General features: G+C 39.7%; 1 protein-coding gene and 1 pseudogene. Both read right to left on the bottom strand.

Going from position 1 to position 4,732, the window contains the following annotated elements:
- Window positions 1-47: 47 nt before the first annotated feature.
- Window positions 48-4,619 (bottom strand): carbohydrate binding domain-containing protein, encoded by a 4,572-nt coding sequence (locus H964_RS01435; protein ID WP_237738159.1) that lies wholly within the window; start codon window positions 4,617-4,619, stop codon window positions 48-50.
- Window positions 4,620-4,658: 39 nt separating this feature from the next.
- Window positions 4,659-4,732: pseudogene (locus tag H964_RS13465) on the bottom strand (hypothetical protein); the annotation flags it as partial.

Here is a 4,732-nt window from a genome sequence, read left to right on the forward strand (position 1 = left end):
TTGCAACCCTTTCTTACAAAATCGCAATATCTTATCTGGTTTTATTTTTACTGATCGCTTACAACAGTCAATGTTACATCATTAAGGTATATATCAAGTGGAAGAGGAGGGTACTGATTATTTATTGGTCCAAACTCAAATACAACCTTTGTCACATCTGTTGGCTGCGTAACTTTAAATCTGAGAGTATACTCTTGCTGTTGAGTTCCAATATCAAATACAGTTGTTGGTGCATATGGGATAAACCACGGGTCAGATGTCAGCTCTTTTCCAATGTTTACCTGAATTTTTGTATTTTGTGATGCGTTCATCTTGAACTTAAGCTCATAGGTAAGTCCGTTTTCAAGCGTGAGGTTCTTTCTTGCAACCTGTGCACTATATGGCTTCTGCCCAACAGAATTTAGATGAATCTTCAATTTACCATTTTCCACTGTCACTTGCATATCTGATACACCTGACCACCGGTCACCGCTCCAGTATACCCACTCGCCCACGCCTGTGTCGAATGTCCCATCTGGTATTAACTGGTCACCAATTTTTTGAGTATGAGGTACTGGCTGTGTTGGCTGTTGTGGGATTGAATCGATGACTTCTATCTGGATATCATCAAAGTATACATCAAATGGTACAGTTGAAAATCCATCTACCTTGCCTATCTCAAATGTAAGCTTTGCATTTGTATCTGTTTCATTGTTCATGGCAAAGTATACTGCATATTCTACCATTTCAGTTGTGATATCTATTGTTTTCTTCGGCATGTACTCAATAAACCACGGGTCAGATGTCAGTGGCTTGCCAATTGCAATGTTGATCTTCCTCGCAACCGACGACCTTGCTTTAAATGAAATCTTGTAATTTTTGCCATTTACTAATGGAATTCCTTCTCTGTAGATCTGCGGATCCCATGGATCGTTGCCAACTGAGCTTACACTAACCTTTAACTCTCCATTTTCAATTGTTGTTGTAACATTGTTGCCAGCAGACGACCACCATTTCCAATTATTGAGGCTGTCTGGTGTGTCAAAACTGCCATCTGGCAAGAGCTTATCTCCTACAAACTGCTGCGGTTCAGTAGGACTACCACCTGTGATTTCTTCTGCCACATTTCTTTCAAAGTATCCGCAGTTTTCTGATACTTCAGCAATTCTTACATTGTCGATTGTAACTGTATGAGCCATTTCCAGCGGGTTTTTGCCATTTGGCGACATTGTCCCAAGCCCTATTACAAGTCTTATATCCGACCTTGTTGCATCCATTACAAAATCGAATGTGTAATTTTTCATCTCTGTTGTGAGCGGTACATACCTTTCATGATGCCCATAGTATGTTGAGTCGTCAATCTTTATGAACATATCTCTTGGTGAACTTGACTTTGCATCAAAGGAGATTCTATATACTTTTCCACTCTCAAGTGCCATTGGCCCTTGGATAATCTGTATGCTCCAGAATGCCAGCCCTAAATTAGTGATAGATGCTTTTAGCTGTCCGTTTACAACAGAGATACTACCAGACCCACCATTGCCAATCCAGTTATCCCATTTGTCAAGCCCATTTGAGAAGTCACCGTTTGCAATCATGTTTGGAGATATCTCTACATAGTCCAAATCGAGATTGTCAGCAGTAATTTGAACCTGGTGATTGCCTGCATCAAAGTATACACTGTCTGTTACAATCGCCCACTGGCCGTTTGTTGGAGCAACTTGAGTGTCGTACACCGCAGCACCAACTGAAAGCTTTAATATACTATTTTGCTGGGATCTTACTTTATATGAAACAACATACTCTCCACTTCTTGGAATATTGACATTAAATCCTGCACTGCCACCTTGACCAAATGTAACATACTGGCCGAGGTTCTGAGCACCAGCTATAGTACCAAAGTTTTCTGCCTGGACTGTCACAAAGCTTGACGGCAGGATTTGCTTCAGTGAAACATTGTCAATTCCAACATTTACTCTTGAGCCACCCACATCAAACACAAGCTTTGCTTTCAAGTCTTGAGGCAAAGTTTCATTTGTTTTAATGTTCAATCTATAATCTGCCCAATCTGTGCCAAGTGTTACTGTCTTTGCCTCTGAGATAGGTGTATAGTTTTGGCCTGAAATATAAATTTGAATTTGCCTTGATGATTCAAACGCCTTTGCCCTAAAAGTAAGCAGATAATTAGAGTTTGGCTCAACTTTTATATTGGATTGAACAAGCCTGATATCAGAAAAACTGCTACCACCATTTGTTATTAATGTCTTGAAATATCTATCTTCTGGTTTTGTTCCTATCTGGTATGTTGCGCTTGCAACTGTCGACTTTACAAATTCCCATGCAACAAATCTATCATCGCCTTGGTCAAATGTGCCGTTATAAATGAGATTTCCATTGGGCAGTGGCTCTTTTATGCTACTCGGATCTTGGACATTGTATTCAACAAGCTTTACATCGTCTAAGTACACAGGTAATGTACTAAGACCAACATTAAATTCCAGTCTTGCCCTTGCATATGTGTTGCTTTGCATTGTGAAGATGTATGAATATTCTTTCCACTCTGTATCGAGGTTAAATGTTTTTACTGCATAGTCAACCCAGGTAGTGCCATTGTCGCCTCCACCACTTGAGAGCTTTACCTCAATGGTACGTTTGCCATCGCTCTTTGCTCTAAATGATAGCTTATACGTCTTAGTTTTTACTAAGCATATTGGCCTTTGAACAAGCTGAATAGAATATGTTTGTGAACCTGGCTGTGTTATGGTTATTTTTATGCTATTGTTAATATTTTCTATAGTGCCATTTCCACCAAACTGATCAAGATGTAAGAACTGCCAATAATCTGTGTTTGGAACACCTTCTATGCCTTCAACATTTTGATCATCAACATCAAAGCTACCATTATAAATGAGGTTGCCATCGCTAAGCGGTGGTCTTGCATCAGCTGGATAGCTTGTGTCAACAGGTGGTTTTGAAACTCTTTCACTGTAAGTTACACCAACCCTCTTATATACCTTCACATAATCAACTTCCATTCTCTGTGGGAAGTAATTTGCATCCAGTGGTGGATACCCTGGCCAGTTACCACCAACTGCAACGTTGAGTATAAGGTAAAATTCTCTGTCAAACGGTGCAGGATAAGTATAATCAAATGCTTCATTTGATGATCTTGAGAACCAATCGCTTGTCTTGTAATACAATATGTTATCCACATACCATCTTATCTCGCCCGGCTCCCACTCGAGTGCAAATACGTGGAAATCATCTGAAAACTTTTTGCCTTCAGGCAATGTATAACTGCCACCATGGTATGTGTGAGGATTACCATAATGGATTGTTCCATAAACCTTGTTGGGTTCCTGCCCTAAAAGTTCCATAATGTCAATCTCACCGCACGCTGGCCATCCACCATATATGTTCAAATCCTCTGGCATCATCCAGATAGCTGGCCACACACCCTGGCCTTCTGGAAGCTTAGCTTTCACCTCAACTCTTCCATAGGTAAACGCAAACTTGCCTTGTGTTGTGAGCTTTGCTGAAGTATAAGGACTTCCTTGATAATTTTCTTTCCTTGCCTCAATTATAAGCTTACCATTTTCCACTCTTGCATTCTCAGGCCTGTCTGAATAGTACTGAAGTTCATTGTTGCCATAACCACCAGCACCAATTGTAAAGTTCCATTTTGTTGTGTCAATTGAGCTTCCATTAAAGTCATCTTCCCACACAAGCTGCCAGGTTGGCTGTGGCTGAGTACTTCCTTGCTGGTTTTGCCCTGTCTGGCCACTGCTCCCCCCTGTATTTGAAGAAGTTCCATTCGAATAAGTTGGCTGCGAGACAGTCTCTTTTTGAGCCTCTTCAATAGCTGTTAAAGTTTCTTTAGTTACTATCTCGCTTATATTTACTTTTTCGCCTTTTGGTATACTCTTTCCATTTACAACAACACCATCTGAGAATATAGAAGCTTCATTTACTTTCCCTTGGCTTGTTACATTTACACTTTTAGCAAGAGGTTTAACAATGAGCTTTGCTATGGTTGATTCTTTATCAATATTCAAATTCCCATTGCTATTTAACTCAACACTGTCAATCTTTGTGTTAGCCACCGAAAGCCTGAAATTTTGCGCAAGATCACTTACCACTAAATTTTTAATTTTAGCATTCTGGAGATTTATATTGCTGTTGGGAGAACTGACATAGAGTGCTTCACAGTTTGCTTTAATTTCAACATCCGCAGGCTGTTTTCCACTCTGTTTTAATGTAATAAACTTAATCGAACTTTTCTCAGAAACCTGAGTAATTTTTGATGCAGACATGACAACTATATTCTCAACCTGGCTGTTTTGACCCACTTCAATATTTGTCTTTGAAAGTTTGCTGTCAACAACTATTTCTCCAACCTTTGTGTTTACAAGCTTGACAGAATTTTCCCCACCGCCAAATACGAACAATTTTCCGCCTTCTATTGTCACATTGTTCAAAGTAACAGAACCTTCACCCACACTTTGATTTATATACACGTTACCTTTTATCAAGGAATCTTTGATTTCAACATCACCACTATTGACAATTACAAATCCCTCGCTCTTTGATAAAGTATATACTCCGGGCTTTGTTACTATCAATGAAGCAATTTTACTCAAAAGTTTAACTACCTCCGCCCTCGTAATTTCCTTTTGAGGCTTCAAAGTTCCATCAGGATAACCTTTTACAAACCCAAACTTACCAGAGCAGCAACACCATGCAGATACCTTTG

It is taken from the genome of Caldicellulosiruptor sp. F32, from assembly GCF_000404025.1.
Taxonomy (GTDB): Bacteria; Bacillota; Thermoanaerobacteria; order Caldicellulosiruptorales; family Caldicellulosiruptoraceae; genus Caldicellulosiruptor; species Caldicellulosiruptor saccharolyticus.